General features: G+C 69.6%; 16 protein-coding genes. 15 read left to right on the top strand and 1 reads right to left on the bottom strand.

The window, feature by feature from the left end:
* The first annotated feature begins 167 nt into the window (after positions 1-167).
* The 10 genes from atpB (at position 168) to murA (ending at position 8858) form a co-directional block, all read left to right on the top strand.
* Positions 168-965, top strand: a complete 798-nt coding sequence (atpB, locus tag BRM1_RS01235; protein ID WP_268527366.1) for a F0F1 ATP synthase subunit A — start codon at positions 168-170, stop codon at positions 963-965.
* Between the two features lie 93 nt (positions 966-1058).
* On the top strand, positions 1059-1265 hold the full coding sequence (atpE, locus tag BRM1_RS01240; protein WP_202410866.1) for a F0F1 ATP synthase subunit C: 207 nt from the start codon (positions 1059-1061) through the stop codon (positions 1263-1265).
* Positions 1266-1284: 19 nt separating this feature from the next.
* Positions 1285-1839, top strand: coding sequence for a F0F1 ATP synthase subunit B (locus BRM1_RS01245; RefSeq protein WP_268529892.1), 555 nt, complete (start codon positions 1285-1287; stop codon positions 1837-1839).
* Complete coding sequence (locus BRM1_RS01250) at positions 1839-2645, top strand: F0F1 ATP synthase subunit delta (protein WP_268527369.1); 807 nt, start codon at positions 1839-1841, stop codon at positions 2643-2645. The genes BRM1_RS01245 and BRM1_RS01250 overlap by 1 nt, the downstream gene beginning before the upstream one ends.
* Positions 2646-2716: 71 nt before the next feature.
* Entirely contained in the window at positions 2717-4354 is a 1638-nt protein-coding gene (atpA, locus tag BRM1_RS01255) for a F0F1 ATP synthase subunit alpha (RefSeq protein WP_268527372.1), read from the top strand.
* 37 nt (positions 4355-4391) lie between these two features.
* Positions 4392-5336, top strand: coding sequence for a F0F1 ATP synthase subunit gamma (locus BRM1_RS01260; protein ID WP_268527375.1), 945 nt, complete (start codon positions 4392-4394; stop codon positions 5334-5336).
* Between the two features lie 30 nt (positions 5337-5366).
* Entirely contained in the window at positions 5367-6821 is a 1455-nt protein-coding gene (gene atpD, locus BRM1_RS01265; RefSeq protein WP_268527378.1) for a F0F1 ATP synthase subunit beta, read from the top strand.
* A 3-nt stretch (positions 6822-6824) separates the two neighbouring features.
* Positions 6825-7082, top strand: coding sequence for a F0F1 ATP synthase subunit epsilon (locus BRM1_RS01270; RefSeq protein ID WP_268527381.1), 258 nt, complete (start codon positions 6825-6827; stop codon positions 7080-7082).
* A 16-nt stretch (positions 7083-7098) separates the two neighbouring features.
* Positions 7099-7563 (top strand): DUF2550 domain-containing protein, encoded by a 465-nt coding sequence (locus tag BRM1_RS01275; protein WP_268527384.1) that lies wholly within the window; start codon positions 7099-7101, stop codon positions 7561-7563.
* Positions 7563-8858: a UDP-N-acetylglucosamine 1-carboxyvinyltransferase gene (gene murA / locus BRM1_RS01280; protein WP_268527387.1), complete on the top strand. Its 1296-nt coding sequence runs from the start codon at positions 7563-7565 to the stop codon at positions 8856-8858. Before BRM1_RS01275 ends, murA begins: the two co-directional genes overlap by 1 nt.
* Positions 8859-9315: 457 nt before the next feature.
* Here murA and BRM1_RS01285 read toward each other — a convergent pair whose 3' ends face one another.
* On the bottom strand, positions 9316-10623 hold the full coding sequence (locus BRM1_RS01285; protein WP_268527390.1) for an ISL3 family transposase: 1308 nt from the start codon (positions 10621-10623) through the stop codon (positions 9316-9318).
* A gap of 307 nt (positions 10624-10930) precedes the next feature.
* Between BRM1_RS01285 and arcD the strand changes: the two genes are divergently transcribed.
* The 5 genes from arcD to BRM1_RS01310 all read left to right on the top strand — a co-directional run bounded on the left by arcD (position 10931) and on the right by BRM1_RS01310 (position 17289).
* The gene (gene arcD, locus BRM1_RS01290; RefSeq protein WP_268527394.1) at positions 10931-12400 is read left to right on the top strand and encodes an arginine-ornithine antiporter; all 1470 of its coding nucleotides are present in this window, start codon (positions 10931-10933) and stop codon (positions 12398-12400) included.
* 140 nt (positions 12401-12540) lie between these two features.
* Positions 12541-13788: an arginine deiminase gene (gene arcA / locus BRM1_RS01295; protein WP_268527399.1), complete on the top strand. Its 1248-nt coding sequence runs from the start codon at positions 12541-12543 to the stop codon at positions 13786-13788.
* Positions 13789-13895: 107 nt separating this feature from the next.
* Entirely contained in the window at positions 13896-14900 is a 1005-nt protein-coding gene (locus BRM1_RS01300; protein WP_268527401.1) for an ornithine carbamoyltransferase, read from the top strand.
* Between the two features lie 10 nt (positions 14901-14910).
* Positions 14911-15819 carry a carbamate kinase gene (arcC, locus tag BRM1_RS01305; RefSeq protein ID WP_268527403.1) on the top strand — a complete coding sequence of 303 codons (909 nt, stop codon included), beginning with the start codon at positions 14911-14913 and terminating at the stop codon, positions 15817-15819.
* A gap of 222 nt (positions 15820-16041) precedes the next feature.
* Positions 16042-17289 carry an arginine deiminase gene (locus BRM1_RS01310; RefSeq protein WP_268527406.1) on the top strand — a complete coding sequence of 416 codons (1248 nt, stop codon included), beginning with the start codon at positions 16042-16044 and terminating at the stop codon, positions 17287-17289.
* Positions 17290-17291 lie beyond the last annotated feature (2 nt).

The following is a 17291-nucleotide window of genomic DNA, read 5'->3' on the forward strand; positions in this document are numbered from 1 at the left end:
TTGTGAACTGCAAGGCCCGATTGGTAGAGTGGGGCGCGTGCGCGATGGGCGCCAAGCCCCCGCACAGAATGCTTCTGTGAGAGCCCTGGGGCGGTGTCGCCCCGGCGCCCGGCGAACCGGTGCGGTCCGATGACCTCGGGCCCGGATGTGGGAGAAATACCGAAGACATGGCGATTGCGACCACCGTTCTGGCCGAAGGCGGCTTCCACGCCCCGAGCATCATGGAGTTCTTCCCGCCCGCGGTCCTCTTCGAGGGCACGCCGTTCGAGATGAACCGCATCATGATCATCCGCGTCATCGCCGCCCTGGCGCTGTGCGCGGTGTTCGCCATCGGCGCCCGCCGGCTCAAGCTCGTCCCCAGCCGCGGGCAGTCGGTCATGGAGATGACCCTCGACTTCGTGCGGGTGAGCATCGCCGAGGACTCGATGGGCAAGAAGATGGCCGAGCGCTTCCTGCCGCTCATCACGACGATCTTCTTCATGGTGCTGGCGCTCAACATCACGGGCATCATCCCGTTCCTCAACATCCCCGGCTCCTCGGTCGTGGGCGTGCCGCTGCTGCTCGCGCTCATCGTGTACTTCAGCTACCACATCGAGGGCATCCGCGAGCTGGGCCTCTTCGGCTACCTCAAGAACGCCCTCGTGCTGCCGGGCGTTCCGCTGCCGCTGCAGTTTCTCATGGTCCCCATCGAGGCGCTCACGAAGTTCGTCATCCAGCCCTTCACGCTGACGCTGCGACTGCTGTGCAACATGATCGTGGGCCACCTGCTGCTCGTGCTGTGCTTCTCCGCGACCTGGTTCTTCTTCTTCGACGCCTCCCTGGGCTTCAAGTTCTTCGGGATCATCACAATCGCCGGCGGCTTCTTCGTCACGCTGCTCGAGATCCTCATCGCCCTGCTGCAGGCCTACGTGTTCGCGCTGCTGGCCGCCGTCTACATCCGCCAGGCCGCCTCGGCCGAGCACTGACCCGCACCGACCCCCTGAACGCACCGCTGCACGCTCCGGCACGGGCCGGGGCGCAACCGAAAGGAAAACTCCCAAGTGGATATTCTCGCTGAAATGAACGGCTCGCTCTCCACCGTGGGCTACGGCCTCGCCGCGATCGGCCCGGGCGTCGGCCTCGGCATCGTCATCGGCAAGACCATCGAGGGCACCGCCCGCCAGCCGGAGATGGCCAACCAGCTCCGCGGCCTCATGTTCATCGGCATCGCCCTCATCGAGGCGCTGGCCCTCATCGGCATCGCGACGCCGTTCTTCCTGAAGTAAGAACAGGGTGACCACCTCCATGACTCCCATGCTCATCGCCGCGGAAGAGACGCCGAACCCGCTCATCCCCGCGGTCTACGACATCTTCTGGAGCGCGGTCGTCTTCATCGTCATCTTCCTCGTGTTCTGGAAGATGGTGCTGCCCGCCTTCAAGAAGACCCTGGACGAGCGCGCCGAGCGCATCCAGGGCGGCATCGAGAAGGCCGAGAAGGTGCAGGCGGAAGCCGATGCCGCGCTTCAGGAGTACCAGAAGCAGCTCGCCGACGGCCGGGCCGAGGCCGCGCGCATGCGCGCCGAGGCCCAGGAGGAGGGCGCGCAGATCATCGCCGAGATGAAGCAGCGCGCCGCCGACGAGGCCGAGCGCATCACCGCGCAGGCCAAGGTGCAGATCGAGGCCGAGCGCCAGGCCGCCATGGTCTCGCTGCGCGGCGAGGTCGGCAGCCTGGCGACGGACCTGGCCGGGCGCATCGTGGGCGAGACGCTCACCGACGATGCCCGCGCCGCGAACGTCGTCGACCGGTTCATCTCCGACCTGGAGAAGCAGACCCCGGCCGCGGCCTCCAAGGAGAACTGATGCTCCAGTCGAGCAGGAACTCGCTCGCCCTCACGCTCGAGGACGCGAACGCGGGCATCGACGCGGGCCTGGCGACGGGCCTCGGCGGCGGCCTGCTGGCCATGGTCGGCGTGCTCGCCGACAGCGCACCGCTGCGCCGCGCCCTGGCGGATGCGGCGATCGCCGCGGACGCCAAGCGCGGCCTGCTGTCCTCCGTGTTCGGCGGCAGGGTCGACGCCACCGCCCTCGAGGTCGCCGCGAAGGCCGCCGCGCGCCGCTGGGCGCGCGGGCAGGACCTCGTGACGGCGCTCGAGACCGCGGGCGTCACCGCGGTCGCGGCGCAGGCGCAGGCCCAGGGCCGGCTCGGCGAGGTCGAAGAGGAGATCTTCCGCTTCACCCGCCTCATCGTCTCCGAGCCGGAGCTCGACCTCGCGTTCGAGTCCGCAGCGTCCGGGGCCGCGAAGGCCGAGCTCGTGGCGAACCTGCTGGGCGGCCGGGCCGCCGAGGAGACCGTCGAGCTCGCCACGCAGGCCGCGGTGCACCCGCGCGGCAAGCGCGTGACCGAGGCGCTGGAGAACTACAGCGAGATCCTCGCGTTCCGCCAGCAGCGCTCGGTGGCCGACGTCACCGTCGCCCGTCCGCTCAGCGCCGACCAGGCGCAGCGGCTGGCCGGCGCGCTGTCCGCCTCCTTCGGACGGCGCCTCGTGCTCAACGTCCACGTCGACCCCGCGGTCGTCGGGGGCGTGCGCGTGCAGATCGGCGACGAGGTCATGAACGCCACCATCGCGGATCGCCTGGCGGACCTCCGCCGGCGGCTCGTCGGCTGAGCCCACACACACATACGCAGGCGGCGGTCCGCTGGGTCGCTGCGAGGAATGAAGGAAGCAGGGAAACCGCAATGGCGGAACTGACAATCTCCCCGGAGGAGATCCGGGGCGCCCTGGGCCGATTCGTCGAGTCGTACAAGCCCGAGGCCGCTGATAGGACCGAGGTCGGCAAGGTCGTCACGGCAGGCGACGGCATCGCGTCCGTCTCCGGCCTGCCCGGCACGATGGCCAACGAGATCCTGCGCTTCGAAGACGGCACGCTGGGCCTGGCTCAGAACCTCGACGAGCGCGAGATCGGCGTCGTCATCCTGGGCGAGTTCTCCGGCATCGCCGAGGAGCAGGACGTCTACCGCACGGGCGAGGTGCTCTCCGTGCCCGTGGGCGACGGCTACCTGGGCCGCGTCGTCGATCCGCTCGGCAACCCGGTCGACGGCCTCGGTGACATCGAGACCGTGGGCCGCCGCGAGCTCGAGCTGCAGGCCGCCGGCGTCATGGACCGCAAGGAGGTCAAGGAGCCGCTGCAGACCGGCCTCAAGGCCATCGACGCGATGATCCCGGTGGGCCGCGGCCAGCGCCAGCTCATCATCGGCGACCGCAAGACCGGCAAGACCGCGATCGCGCTCGACACGATCATCAACCAGCGCGAGAACTGGGCGTCGGGCGATCCGACGAAGCAGGTCCGTTGCATCTACGTCGCCTGCGGCCAGAAGGGCTCGACGATCGCCTCCGTGCGCCGCGCGCTCGAGGACAACGGCGCGCTCGAGTACACGACGATCGTCTCCGCGCCCGCCTCGGACCCCGCCGGCTTCAAGTACCTCGCCCCCTACACGGGCTCGGCGATCGGCCAGCACTGGATGTACGAGGGCAAGCACGTCCTCATCGTCTTCGACGACCTGTCCAAGCAGGCCGAGGCCTACCGTGCGATCTCGCTGCTGCTGCGCCGTCCGCCGGGCCGCGAGGCCTACCCGGGCGACGTCTTCTACCTGCACTCGCGCCTGCTGGAGCGCTGCGCGAAGCTCTCCGACGCGCTCGGCGGCGGTTCGATGACCGGCCTGCCGATCATCGAGACGAAGGCCAACGACGTCGGCGCGTTCATCCCGACGAACGTCATCTCGATCACCGACGGGCAGATCTTCCTGCAGTCGGACCTGTTCAACGCGAACCAGCGCCCCGCCGTCGACGTGGGCGTGTCCGTGTCGCGCGTGGGCGGCTCGGCCCAGACGAAGCCGCTGCGCGGCGTGTCCGGCACGCTCAAGCTCACGCTCGCGCAGTACCGCTCGCTCGAGGCGTTCGCGATGTTCGCCTCGGACCTCGACCCGGTGACCCGCCGCCAGCTCGACCGCGGCGCGCGCATGACCGAGCTGCTCAAGCAGGGCCAGTTCCAGCCGATGTCGGCCGCCAAGCAGACGGTGTCGATCTGGGCGGGCTCCGAGGGCTACCTCGACGAGATCCCCGTCTCCGACGTCCTGCGTTTCGAGGCCGAGTACCACGACTACCTCGAGCGCAAGACGAACCTGCTCACGACGATCGGGGAGCTCAAGGACAAGCTGGGCGGCGATGTGCTCGCCGAGCTCAAGAAGGCCACCGACGCCTTCGCCCAGGAGTTCCAGCCCACTGAGGAGGGCTCCGGCGCCGGCACGGAGGAGTTCGAGGCCGCGCAGGCCGACGACGTCCAGCAGGAGCAGATCGTCACGCAGAAGAAGCGCTGAGCCGCATCTTCATGACGACGAACGAAAGGAAGAGCTGATGGGAGCCCAGCAGCGGGTCTTCAAGGCGAAGATCAACTCGACCCAGTCCTTGCGCAAGATCTTCAAGGCCATGGAGCTCATCGCTGCCTCGCGCATCCAGAAGGCCATCGACCGCGTGCACGCGGCGTCGCCGTACGCCTCCGCCCTCACCCGGGCGGTGGCGGCGGTGGCGACGCAGTCGAACGTCGCGCACACGCTCACGGTCGAGCCGGAGGAGATCCGCCGCGCGGCGGTGCTCGTCATCGGCCCCGACCGCGGATTCGCGGGCGCCTACTCGGCCAACCTCATCCGCAAGGCCGAGGAGCTCGTGACGCTGCTGCGCCGCGACGGCAAGGACGTGGCGCTGTTCACGGTGGGCGGCAAGGCGGAGACGTACTACACGTTCCGCGACCGTGAGATCCGCCGGGCCTGGACCGGCTTCTCCGAGGCGCCGACCGCGGAGCACGCGGCGGAGATCGGCGAGGCCCTGCTCGCGGACTTCCACCGTCCCTTCGAGGACGGCGGCGTCGACGAGATCTACCTCGTCGACACCCGCTTCGTCTCGAGCGTCAGCCAGGATCCGCAGTACCGCAGGCTCTTGCCGCTGGCGGTCGTGGACGCCCACGAGGCCGGTGCCGGCAGCGGCGCCGGCACCGGTGCCGGGCACCCCGCGCACGACGAGGTGTTCCCGCTCTACGAGTTCGAGCCGAGCGCGGAGGCGGTGCTCGATGCGCTGCTGCCCAAGTACATCGACTCGCGCATCCTCACCGCGCTGCTGAACTCGGCGGCGAGCGAGCAGGCCGCCCGCCAGCAGGCGATGCACACCGCGGTCGAGAACGCCGACGACCTCATCAAGACCTACACCCGCATGGCGAATACGGCCCGCCAGGCCGAAATCACCCAGGAGATCTCCGAGATCGTCGGCGGCGCCGATGCCCTTGCGGCATCCGGTGCCGACGACTGAGCGGCGAGAAGAGCAGAGAAGAAAGAGAACATGACTGCCACAGTTCCGGATACCACCCAGACTCAGAAGTCGGTCGGCCGTATCTCACGCGTGATCGGCCCCGTCGTCGACATCGAGTTCCCGCTCGACGCCGTGCCCGCCATCTACAACTCGCTGTCCACCGAGGTGCAGCTCTCGGAGGGCACCCGCAAGGTCACCTTCGAGGTCGAGCTCCAGCTGGGCAACGGCATTGTCCGCGCCATCTCGCTGCAGCCCACCGACGGCCTGGTCCGCGGCCAGGAGGTCATCGACTCCGGCGCGCCCATCATGGTGCCGGTCGGCGACGTCACGAAGGGCAAGGTCTTCAACGTCACCGGCGATGTGCTCAACACGTCGATGATCGAGGAGCCCTACGAGATCACCGAGCGCTGGCCCATCCACCGCGAGGCGCCGAACTTCGACCAGCTCGAGTCGAAGACCCAGATGTTCGAGACGGGCATCAAGGTCATCGACCTGCTGACCCCGTACGTGCTGGGCGGCAAGATCGGCCTGTTCGGCGGCGCCGGCGTCGGCAAGACCGTGCTCATCCAGGAGATGATCACCCGCGTCGCGCAGGACCACGGCGGCGTCTCCGTGTTCGCCGGCGTGGGCGAGCGGACCCGCGAGGGCAACGACCTCATCTTCGAGATGGACGAGTCGGGCGTGCTCGACAAGACGGCCCTCGTGTTCGGCCAGATGGACGAGCCGCCGGGCACCCGCCTGCGCATCGCCCTGACGGGCCTGACCATGGCGGAGTACTTCCGCGATGTGCAGAACCAGGACGTGCTGCTGTTCATCGACAACATCTTCCGCTTCACGCAGGCGGGCTCCGAGGTGTCGACGCTGCTGGGCCGCATGCCCTCGGCGGTGGGCTACCAGCCCACGCTGGCCGATGAGATGGGCGTGCTCCAGGAGCGCATCACCTCGACGCGCGGCCACTCGATCACCTCGATGCAGGCCATCTACGTGCCGGCCGACGACTACACGGACCCGGCGCCGGCGACGACGTTCGCGCACCTCGACGCGACGACGGAGCTCTCGCGCGACATCGCCTCGCGCGGCCTCTACCCGGCCGTCGATCCGCTGACGTCGACCTCGCGCATCCTCGACCCGCTGTACGTGGGCCAGGAGCACTACGACACCGCGGTGCGGGTCAAGCAGATCCTGCAGAAGAACAAGGAGCTGCAGGACATCATCGCGATCCTCGGCGTGGACGAGCTCTCCGAGGAGGACAAGCTCACCGTGCACCGTGCGCGCCGCATCGAGCAATTCCTCTCGCAGAACACCTACACGGCGCTGCAGTTCACGGGCGTCGAGGGCTCCACCGTGTCGATCAAGGACACGATCGCGGGCTTCAAGGGCATCTGCGACGGCGAATACGACCACATCCCGGAGCAGGCGTTCTTCAACGTCGGCCCGATCGAGGACGTGCTCGCCAACTACGAGAAGCTCAAGAAGGAGAACTGACCCATGGCCCTCAACGTGACCGTGGTGGCCGCGGACCACGCCGTGTGGTCCGGTGAGGCCTCGCGCGTGGTCGCGAAGACCTGGGACGGCGACATCGGCATCCTCGCCGGCCACGAGCCCGTCATGGCGCTCGTGGCCGGGGGAGAGGTCCGGATCCTCACGACCGGCGGCGAGCACATCCGCGCGAAGGCCGACGGGGGATTCCTGTCGGTGGAGAACGACCGCGTGACGGTCGTCGCGGATCAGGCCGAGCTGGTCTGAGCCCCACCCCGCGACCGTGAACCCGTCAGCCCTGCTGCTCATTCTGCTCTCGGCGGCAGGCCTGGGACTCATCGTCGCGTACGCGCTGACCTCGCGTCGGCGCGCCATGAGCCGCATGGCCGGCTCGTTCGACTGCTCCATCCGCGTGGGCGAGGGAACCCCTCGCCCACGCTGGCGTCTAGGGGTGGGCCTCCTCACCGCCACGACGTTCAACTGGTACCCCGTCTTCGGCTTCTCGCGCCGCCCCGCCATCCGCCTGCCCCGCGCGGACATGGTCATCGCGGCCCGCAGCGAGCCCGCGGACGGCGAGCGCCACAGCGTCCTCGCCGACGCGCAGGTCATCGTCCTGCGCTGCGGGGACCACGCTGGACAGCCGTCGGAGACCCGGCTCGCGCTCGAGCGCGATGCGGTGTCCGCTCTGTCCTCCTGGCTCGAGTCCTCCCCTCCCGGCTACAACCTTGCGATCGGACGGTTCACCTGATGGAGATCCTCTCCGTGGAGGGCCCCGCCCACCTGCGCGGCCGCGTCGAGGTGCGCGGCGCCAAGAACAGCGTCCTCAAGCTCATGGCCGCGTGCCTGCTGGCCCCCGGCCGCTCCGTCATCACCAATGTCCCGGCGATCCTCGACGTCGCCATCATGGCCAAGCTGCTCGAGCGCCTGAGCTGCGCCGTCGACTACGACGAGGCGGCGGGCACCGTCGCCATCGACGTGCCCGAGGCGCCGGGCATCAAGGCCGACTACGAGCTGGTGCGGGCCATGCGCGCCTCGATCTCCGTGCTCGGCCCGCTCGTGGGCCGCATGCGCTCGGCCGAGGTGGCGCTGCCGGGCGGCGACGCGATCGGCTCACGGGGCCTCGACCTCCACGAGGCCGGCCTGCGGGCCCTCGGCGCGCAGGTGCGCCTGGAGCACGGGTACTTCGTCGCCGCGGCGCCCGAGGGGCTGACGGGCGCGGAGATCCGGCTGGACTTCCCCTCCGTCGGGGCCACGGAGAACCTCGTCATGGCCGCGTGCCTGGCCCGCGGCACCACGCGGATCGAGAACGCGGCCAAGGAGCCGGAGATCATCGACATCTGCTCGCTGCTCGTGCAGATGGGCGCCCACATCGAGGGCATCGGGACGTCGACGCTCACCGTCACGGGCGTGGCGCGGATGCACCCGGTGGAGCACCGCTGCGTGGGCGACCGGATCGTGGCCGGCACCTGGGGCTTCGCTGCCGCGATCACCGGCGGCGATGTCGAGGTCCTCGGGGCGGATCCCGGGCTGCTGCCCAATGTGCTCGACAAGCTCGAGGCCGCCGGCGCCCGGGTCACCGAGCTCGACGCCCCCCACGGCGGATTCCGGGTGGTGGGCCCGGCGCGGCCGCACAGCATCCGCGTCTCCACGCTGCCCTACCCGGGGTTCCCCACCGACCTGCAGCCCTTCGTCGTCGCGCTCAACGCGGTGGCCGACGGCGAGGGCCTGCTGACGGAGAACCTCTTCGAGGCGCGCTGGCGCTTCGTCAGCGAGCTCGCCCGGCTGGGCGCGCAGGTGAGCGTGGACGGCAACCACGCGCTCATTACGGGCGTTCAGCGCCTCTCCGGGGCCGAGGTGGAGGCCTCCGACATCCGGGCGGGCGCCGCGCTCGTCATCGCGGGCATCGCCGCGCACGGGCGCACCGAGGTCTCCGGGGTCAGCCACATCGACCGCGGCTACGAGCACTTCGACGCCCAGCTGCGCGCGCTCGGGGCGACGGTGGCCCGCAGCGAGCGCCCCGACATCCTCCCGCCCGAGCTCTGAGGCGGCCGCGGCCCCGGGGTGCCGGGGTCGCGGGGTGTCGGGGCGTTGGGACGTTGGGATGCGGGGTGCTGGCGTGCCGGGGCTGCGGGCGGCAGTCCGTCGCCGGCGGCGATCCTGCGTCCGGGGGGCGCGGAGCGCTGCGGCGCATTCATTCTTCGCGCATTCATTCGGGATCTCCTATGCATTCATTGCGATGCATATTCATGCGGCGTTTGGAATATCCGCGCAGCAATGCGCTGCGGATATTCCCTGCCCCCGCGGCGGTGCCTCCTGCTCTCCTGCGCACGACCGTCGGGGGTGGCGAGGGTGGGCTCTCCGGGAGGCTCGGTGCGGGCAGCGCACCCGTCAGACGCCCGCGGTTAACGGTGCGTTCATGCAGGTCAGACGCTCAAGTACGGCCCGCCTGTGCGTCGGTGGGCGTGCGCGGCCGGTCTCGACGCGCCTGTTTCATGGCTCTTCACGAATGAGGGTGTAGCGCGGGTCTGAACCCTCCGGCTTCGAGCAGCGACCGAGCGATGTAGTGGGTGAGGTTGCGGAAGCCGAGGGCGGAGCCGCGGAGGTGTTCGAGTCGCCCGTTGATGGCCTCGGTCGGGCCGTTGCTGGTGCCGGGGCGGTCGAAGAACGCGAGGATGTCGCCCGCCCGCTGCTTCATGGTCCGGCCGAGCTTGCGGACCTCGACGAGCGCCGCGGGAACGCCGCTGCTGATCGCAGCGATCACCTCCTGCATCATCGCCTTCGCTTTCTTCTTGTCGGGCTCCCGGTAGGCCGCGACGATGCGCTGGTAGATGCCCCAGGTCGCCTCGACCTCGACGTGCTCCTCGCTCGCGAACACTGCGTCCAGGCGTGCCCGCTGCCGGTCGGTGAGCAGGCTCGCCCCGGTGTGCAGGGTGCGGCGGGCTTTGTAGAGCGGGTCGCCCTTGAGCCCGCGGTGACCAGTGGTGTCTTGCTGGACCCGACGCCGGCAGACATCCAGCGCGTCGCCGGCGAGGCGGACCACGTGGAACGGGTCCATGACGGGGACGGCGTCGGGGAGTTCCTCGGCGGCAGCGGTCTTGAACCCGGCGAAGCCGTCCATCGCGACCACCTCGATCCGCTTCGCCCAGTCCGCAGGGCGGGCGGCGAGCCACTGCTTGAACACCGCCTTGGAGCGGCCCTCGACCATGTCCAGCAGCCTCGCCGGCCCGGTCTTGTTCCTCGCGGGCGTGAGGTCGATGATCACGGTGACGTACTTGTCGCCCAGCCTCGTGTGTCGCCAGACGTGCTCGTCGACACCGATCGTGGTGACCCCGTCGAACCGGGCGGGGTCGTCGATCAGGCGCCGCTTGCCTTCCGCGAGGACGGCGGCGTTCGCGGCACTCCAGGACACCCCGAGACCTGCGGCGACGCGGGTGACGGTGAGGTGGTCGATGACGATGCCCCGCAGCGCCCACTCCAGGCCGCCGCGGGAGATCTTCGCACGCGGCGCCGCTGCCCGCGTCATGTCCTGCCGCCACGTGCGCCGGCAGTGTCCGCACCGGTACCGGCGCACCCGCACCAGCAGGGTCGTCGGCCGGTGCCCGAACGGCTCGTGCGCCAGTCGACGCGTGACCGTGTCCCGCGGCACGCCCTCGACACCGCACTTCCGACACCACGGGTCGTCCCCGACGACGCGGCATTCGATCGTGGCCCGATCCGGCTCGATCAGGTGGCCGACGGCGACGAGGCCGAGCTCGTCGAGGCGGCAGAACGTGGTCAGGTCAGGGGTCGCGAAAGTAGGGTGGAGCACGTCGAGGTCTTTCGGGATGGCGAGCGTGAAGAACTTCCATCATCCGGGAGACCTCGACCCCTACCCGGCCACCGACGCGCTCAACCGACTACACCCTCGTTCGTGAAGAGCCTGTTTCATCCGCCGTATCGTATAACGGACAAATCGGGGTCGGCAGGCAGATAAAACGTGTGATCCAGGACTCAAACGAGCCCTTTTCGGAGTTTCCCGGCGCGGGCCCGACTAGCGTATTTCCCATAGCGCGGGTGTACGTATCGCAGCGGAAATTCCGCCGCTGGGAGTCACCCCGATTGGTGAAAGGATGCCAATGTCTACGACAACGGAGTCGAAAGCCCCCGCCGCGGGCACCGCCCCGGGCGGACTGTCCCTGCCGGCGCTCCTCGCCCTCGTCATCGGCTCGATGATCGGCGGTGGCATCTTCTCGCTCCCGCAGAACATCGCCTCGGTCGCCGCAGCGGGCCCCGTCATCATCGGCTGGACGATCACGGGCGTCGGCATGATCTCGCTCGCTTTCGTCTACCAGTTCCTCGCCAACCGCAAGCCGGAGCTCGACAACGGCATCTACGCCTACGCCCGCGCCGGGTTCGGCTCGTACATCGGCTTCAACTCGGCCTGGGGCTACTGGCTCTCCGCCCTCATCGGCAACGTGGGCTACCTCGTGCTGCTGTTCTCCACGATCGGCAAGTTCGTCCCCGCGTTCAAGGGCGGCAACACCCCCATCGCCATCCTCTGCGCCTCCGTGCTGCTGTGGCTCACGCACCTGCTCGTCATCAAGGGCGTCCAGACCGCCGCGTTCGTCAACACCGTGACGACGATCGCGAAGATCGTGCCGCTCATCGTCTTCATCGTCATCTGCGCGATCGGGTTCAAGTACGACCTGTTCTCCTTCGACTTCTGGGGTGAGAACTCCGGGCTGGGCTCCGTGCTCACGCAGACGAAGAACATGATGCTCGTGACCGTGTGGGTCTTCATCGGCATCGAGGGCGCCTCGATCTACTCCCAGCGCGCCCGCAAGCGCAGCGACGTCGGCAAGGCCACCATCATCGGCTTCCTGGCCGTGCTCGCCATGCTCGTGGCCGTCAACCTGCTGTCCATGGGCATTATGCAGCGCGCGGAGCTCGCCGGCCTGGGCGATGCCTCCATGGGCGATGTGCTCGCCGCCGTCGTGGGCCCCTGGGGCTCGGTCTTCATCAGCGTGGGCGTCATCGTCTCGCTGCTGGGCGCCCTGCTCGCCTGGATCCTGCTGTGCGGCGAGACGATGCAGGTGCCCGGCTCCGACGGCACCATGCCGACGTTCTTCGGCAAGCTCAACAAGCACCACGCGCCCGCCAACGCGCTGTGGGTGACGAACGGGCTGTGCCAGGCGATCCTCATCCTCACGTTCTTCTCCGAAGACGTCTACCTGGCCATGGCCACGCTGGCCGCGGCGCTCATCCTCCTGCCCTACCTGCTCTCCGCGGGCTATGCCCTCGAGGTCACCGCCACCGGCGACACCTACACCGGGGCGCACAGGAAGGGCCGGGTGCGCGATCTCATTTTGTCCATCATCGCGGTGGCCTACGGCATCTGGCTGCTCGTGGCGGCGGGGCTCGGCAGCCTGCTGCTCTCCGCCCTCATCTACCTGCCGGGTGTGGTCGTCTACATCTGGGCCAAGCGCGAACAGCACGCGAAGAGGCTCTTCACCTGGTGGGAGCTCCTCGTGCTCGCGGCATTCGCGCTCGGCGCCGTCATCGCGGTCATCCGCCTGGCCAACGGCTCGCTCAGCCTCCTGGGCTGAGCGGGGCCCCGGGCCGCAGCGAACCACCGCTGCGGCCCCGCGGGAGGCGCGCCTCCCGCCCCAGCTGTCCCACGCAGCCCCGCGACCGCGGGCTGCACTCCTGACGCGGTCTGCACCGCACATCGAAAGGATGGAACACCATGAATGCACCAGCCATCGGAGCCTGGTCGGAGGTCGGCACGCTGCGCGAGGTCATGGTCTGCACCCCGGGCCTCGCCCACCAGCGCCTGACCCCCCGCAACTGCGAAGAGCTCCTGTTCGACGAGGTCCTGTGGGTCGCGAAGGCCAAGAGCGACCACCTCGACTTCATCGCGAAGATGCGCGATCGCGGGGTGGACGTCCTCGAGATGCACGACCTGCTGCGCGACATCCTCGAGCAGCCGAAGGCCCGCGCCTGGGTCCTCGACCGCAAGCTCAGCCCCAACATGGTGGGCCTGGGCGTGGACGAGGAGCTGCGCGCCTGGTTCGACGAGCTGCCCTCGAACCAGCTCGCCGACTACCTCATCGGCGGGCTGGCCTACGCGGACCTGCCGGCGGACTTCAACCGCTCGGTCATCGTGGCCCTGGCCGGGGCGCACGTGCCCACGGACTTCCTCCTCCCGCCCCTGCCCAACACGCAGTTCACCCGCGACACCACCGCGTGGATCTACGGCGGCGTCACGCTCAACCCCATGCACTGGCCGGTGCGCCAGCAGGAGACGATGCTCGACGCCGCGATCTACCGGTTCCACCCGAAGTTCGCCGATCGCGAGTTCTCAACCTGGTACGGCGACGTCGACGCCAACCACGGGCTGTCGAGCCTGGAGGGCGGCGACATCATGCCCGTGGGCAACGGGGTCGTCCTCATCGGGATGGGGGAGCGGTCCTCGTGGCAGGCCATCTCGCAGCTCGCGCAGTCCCTGTTCGCCCAGGGCGCCGCGCAGCACATCATCGTCGCCGCGATGGCCCGCGACCGCGCCTCGATGCACCTGGACACGGTGTTCTCGTTCTGCGACCGCGACCTCGTGACGGTCTTCCGCGACGTCGTCGACACGATCCGGCCGATCTCCCTGCGCCCGGCCGACCGCGAGCGCGGCTTCTCCGTGACCATGGAGAAGCGGCCCTTCACCGACGTCGTCGCCGCGGCCCTCGGGCTGTCGAAGCTGCGCGAGGTGCCCACCGGCGGCAACGCCTACCAGTCCGAGCGCGAGCAGTGGGACGACGGCAACAACGTCGTCGCCCTGTCCCCGGGCGTCGTCATCGGCTACGACCGCAACACCCACACGAACACCCAGCTGCGCAAGGCCGGCGTCGAGGTCATCACGATCAACTCCGGCGAGCTGGGCCGCGGCCGCGGCGGCGGGCACTGCATGACCTGCCCCATCACCCGCGACCCCGTGGACTACTGAGCGCCGCCGCGCCGGCGGACCCCGCCGGCGCGGCGCCCCGGGCCCGCACCTCGGGCCCGGGACCGAACCCACGACCATCCCCGTACCACCAGCAGAAGGAGACCACCATGGGCATGAACCTGCTCAACCGCAACCTGCTCTCGCTGACCCACCACAGCGGCCAGGAGCTGCGCTTCCTCATCGACCTGGCCCGCGACCTCAAGCGCGCCAAGTACTCCCACACCGAGCAGCCGACGCTCACGGGCAAGAACATCGCGCTCATCTTCGAGAAGACCTCGACCCGCACCCGCTGCGCGTTCGAGGTGGCCGCCTACGACCAGGGCGCGAACGTCACCTACATCGACCCCACGTCCTCGCAGATCGGGCACAAGGAGTCGATGAAGGACACCGCCCGCGTGCTCGGGCGGATGTACGACGCGATCGAGTACCGCGGCTTCAGCCAGCACACGGTCGAGGAGCTCGCGGAGTTCGCCGGCGTGCCGATCTTCAACGGCCTCACCGATGAGTTCCACCCCACCCAGATGCTCGCCGACGCGCTCACGATGATCGAGCACTCGGACAAGCCCATGTACGACATCGCCTACGCCTACGTGGGCGACGCCCGCAACAACATGGGCCGCTCGCTGCTGCTGCTGGGCGCCAAGCTGGGCATGGACGTGCGCATCGCCGCCCCGAAGGCCCTCCAGCCGGACGACGAGCTCGTGGCCAAGTGCCGCGACTGGGCCAAGGAGTCCGGTGCGCGCATCATGATCACCGACGATCCGAAGGAGGCCGTGGACGGCGTGGACTTCATCCACACGGACGTGTGGGTCTCCATGGGCGAGCCCATCGAGAGCTGGGGCGAGCGCGTGGACGCGCTGCTGCCGTTCCAGGTCAACATGGACCTCATCGAGGCGGCGCACAATCCGCGCGTGCGCTTCATGCACTGCCTGCCCGCGTTCCACAACTCGGAGACGAAGGTGGGCAAGCAGATCGCGGAGCAGTACCCGCAGCTGGCCGGGGGCATCGAGGTGACCGAGGAGGTCTTCGAGTCCTCCTACAACATCGCCTTCGACCAGGCGGAGAACCGCATGCACACGATCAAGGCCGTCCTCGTCTCGACGATGGGCTGAGGGAGGGATCATGCGAGTCCTCACGGCACTGGGCGGCAACGCCCTGCTCAAGCGCGGGGAGCCGCTCACCGCGGCCAACCAGCGCGCGAACATCGCGATCGCCGCGGAGCGGATCGCGCGGATCTCCGGGGAGAACGAGGTCGTGGTCGCCCACGGCAATGGCCCCCAGGTGGGTCTGCTCGCCCTCCAGGCGGCGGCCTACACGGACGTCGAGGCCTACCCCCTCGACGTCCTGGGGGCCGAGTCCGAGGCGATGATCGGCTACATGCTCGAACAGGAGCTCGGCAACGTCATGCCCCCCGAGCAGCACCTCGTGACGGTGCTGACGATGACGGAGGTCGATCCCGACGACCCCGCGTTCGAGCACCCGACGAAGTTCATCGGGCCCGTCTACGACGAGGACGCGGCGAACCGGCTCGCGGAGGAGAAGGGCTGGGCGATCGCGCCCGACGGCCCCTACTTCCGGCGAGTTGTGCCCTCACCGTTGCCGGTGCGCGTCATCGAGGAGGAGCCCATCAAGCTCCTCGTCGAGTCCGGCACGCTCGTCATCTGCGCCGGCGGCGGGGGCATCCCCACGGTGCTCGGCTCCGACGGCATCCTGCGCGGCATCGAGGCGGTCATCGACAAGGACCTTGCCGCCGCCATGCTCGCCGCCCACCTGGACGCGGACGTGCTCGTCATCGCCACCGATGTCGAGGGCGTCTACCGCAACTGGGGGACCGGCGCGCAGGAGCTCATCCCGCAGCTGACGCTGGCCGAGGCGGAGGGCTCCGAGTTCGCCGCGGGCTCCATGGGCCCGAAGGTGCAGGCCGCCTGCAACTTCGTCCGCGAGACCGGCAGGCGGGCCGTCATCGGCGCGCTCGCCGACATCGAGGGCCTCGTCGCGGGCACCGCCGGCACCTCGGTCGTCGCCGGCTGAGGCGGCCCCGAGGCGGGGGCCGGGCCGCCGGCACCGCGCCCGGGGCGGGCCCGGACCCGGCCCCCGCTCCCGACCGTGGGAGCGGGGGCCGCGCCGCGCCTCGGCGCCGGTGGGCACCGTAGCCGGGGGCGCCTGCGCGCGGGGGCACCGGGGCAGCCCGGTTGGGGTAGGTTGGGTCTCACCTGCCCGGGGGCGGCCCCGGCACCTGCGAAGGGATCCCCGATGTCGCACACCCCGATCGGAGCGTGGTCGGAAGTCGGCCGGCTCCAGACCGTCATGGTCTGCTCGCCCGGGCTGGCCCACCAGCGCCTGACCCCGCGCAACCGCGAGGAGCTGCTCTTCGACGAGGTGCTGTGGGTCCAGCGCGCCCGCGAAGACCACCAGGCGTTCATCGCGATGATGCGCGGGCGCGGCATCGAGGTCCTCGAGATGCAGGAGATGCTCGCCCAGACCGTCGCGATCGACGAGGCCCGCGAGTGGATCTTCGACCGCAAGCTCACCCCGGACTTCGTGGGCCTGGGCGTCGGCGATGAGCTGCGCGCCTTCCTTGCGGAGATGCCCGCGGACCGGCTGGCCGAGACGCTCATCGGCGGCCTGGCGTATGCGGACCTGCCGCGGGACTTCTCCGGGCACGTGCTGCGGGTGCTCGCCGATTCCCGCGTGCCCACCGAATTCATCCTCCCCCCGCTGCCCAACACCCAGTTCACCCGCGACACCACCGCCTGGATCTACGGCGGCGTCTCGCTCAACCCCATGTTCTGGCCGGTGCGGCAGCAGGAGACGATGCTCACGAGCGCGATCTACCGCTTCCACCCGCGCTTCACGGGCGAGGACTTCTCGATCTGGTACGGCGATCCGGACCGCCAGCACGGGCTGGCGAGCCTGGAGGGCGGGGACATCATGCCGATCGGCAACGGGGTCGTCCTCGTGGGCATGGGGGAGCGGTCATCGTGGCAGGCGATCTCGCAGCTGGCCATGCGGCTCTTCGACGGGGGCGCGGCCGAGCAGGTCGTCGTCGCCGCGATGGGCCGCGATCGGGCCTCGATGCACCTGGACACCGTCTTCTCCTTCTGCGACCGGGACCTCGTCACGGCCTTCGACGACGTGGTGGCCGGCATCAAGCCCATCACGCTGCGCCCCGACGACCACCGGCGCGGCTTCTCCGCCACCCTCGAGGTGCGGCCGTTCATGGACGTCGTCGCGCGCTCGCTCGGGCTGCCGAAGCTGCGCACGGTGCCCACGGGCGGCAATGCCTACCAGGCCGAGCGGGAGCAGTGGGACGACGGCAACAACGTCGTGGCGCTCGAGCCGGGCGTCGTCGTCGGCTACGACCGCAACGTCCACACGAACGCGCTGCTGCGCGCCGCTGGCGTCGAGGTCATCGAGATCGACTCCGCGGAGCTGGGCCGCGGGCGCGGCGGGGGGCACTGCATGACCTGCCCGATTGTCCGCGAGGCCGTCGACTACTGAGC

Origin of the sequence: Brevibacterium sp. BRM-1, assembly GCF_026802075.1 — a bacterium.
GTDB lineage: Bacteria > Actinomycetota > Actinomycetes > Actinomycetales > Brevibacteriaceae > Brevibacterium > Brevibacterium rongguiense.